Origin of the sequence: Aeromonas salmonicida subsp. salmonicida, assembly GCF_001643305.1 — a bacterium.
Classification (GTDB): domain Bacteria; phylum Pseudomonadota; class Gammaproteobacteria; order Enterobacterales; family Aeromonadaceae; genus Aeromonas; species Aeromonas salmonicida.
In genome coordinates this window covers 1-1154 of the sequence record NZ_LSGW01000036.1, presented here as the reverse complement: position 1 = coordinate 1154, position 1154 = coordinate 1, and the positions used below count along the sequence as shown (strand labels likewise).

Sequence of the window (1154 nt, the reverse complement as noted above, 5' to 3'; positions counted from 1 at the left end):
TTGCCGCGTACATATCGTCCGATTACCCCGAAGCCAGCTAATACAGTTTCGGTATTTACGACGCCAGAAGGCTTCCGTTTTGTGCACGACAGATGGGCTGTAAAAAAGAAACCAGGCTATGAAATGATTCAGGCCTCGACATCATCCAATCCCTTTCTACCGGAAGATTATGTGCAGTCGTTACGGGATACGTATCCAGGCCAGTTAATTGATGCCTACATCGATGGTGAATTTGTCAACCTGACATCCGGCAGCGTGTAGCATGCTTACGACCGACGCAAGAACAGCAGTCGAGAGACTATACAACCTGGAGAAACGCTGTATATCGGTCAGGACTTCAACGTCGGGCATATGGCTAGCACCGTATACGTTCAGCGTGAGTATGTCTGGCACGCGGTAGCCGAGCTGGTGGATATGTTCGACACCCCGGATGTGGTCAGGGAGATTACCGAACGATGGAAGCGCAACGGGCATCACATTGTTATGTATCCGGACGCCAGTGGTAAGAACCGTAAATCGACTGATGCAAGTACCTCGGATATTGCACAACTGCATAACGCAGGTTTCGAGATACGTGCAAAATCGGTTAACCCTGCCGTTAAAGTCCGTGTAGCATCGGTGAATAAAGCGCTGGAGTCTGGTAGATTAATGGTCAACGAGCAAACCTGTCCGGTTACTGCTCGCTGTCTTGAGCAACAGGCATACGATAAAAACGGCATACCGGATAAGACAAGCGGCAACGACCACCAGAACGATGCAACAGGATACCCTATCGCCTACGAAATGCCGTTGGTTAAACCTGTATCCCATATCCCGGTTACTTTCGCACTTTAAGAGGATTGTTAAATGTTAACAGCAAACGGCCAGGGTTCTGGCGTAAAAACCAAGCACCGTGAATGGCTGCATTACGCGCCTAAATGGCAGAAGGTGCGCCACGCGCTTGCAGGTGAATTGGTTAGCTATCTACGCAACGTAGGGCTGAATGAACCGGACAAAGCTTACGGTGAAGCGCGTCAGGCAGAATATGAAGCGGGCGGTATCGTCTATAACTTCACCCGGCGCACGCTGTCAGGGATGGTTGGTAGCGTCATGCGCAAAGAACCGGAAATCAATATCCCGAAGGAGCTGGAGTATCTTCTTAAAAATGCAGATGG

The 1154-nt window shown here is 50.0% G+C and carries 3 protein-coding genes; all 3 read left to right on the top strand.

Annotated elements, in window-relative coordinates:
• Positions 1-261 (top strand): terminase large subunit domain-containing protein (locus AXW79_RS23405; protein WP_338151551.1); only part of this gene is annotated, 261 nt, incomplete at its 5' end.
• A gap of 39 nt (positions 262-300) precedes the next feature.
• Positions 301-834 carry a phage terminase large subunit family protein gene (locus tag AXW79_RS23400; protein WP_338151552.1) on the top strand — a complete coding sequence of 178 codons (534 nt, stop codon included), beginning with the start codon at positions 301-303 and terminating at the stop codon, positions 832-834.
• Between the two features lie 12 nt (positions 835-846).
• Positions 847-1154: hypothetical protein (locus AXW79_RS02810; protein WP_211271108.1), on the top strand; the 308-nt coding region annotated here is incomplete at its 3' end.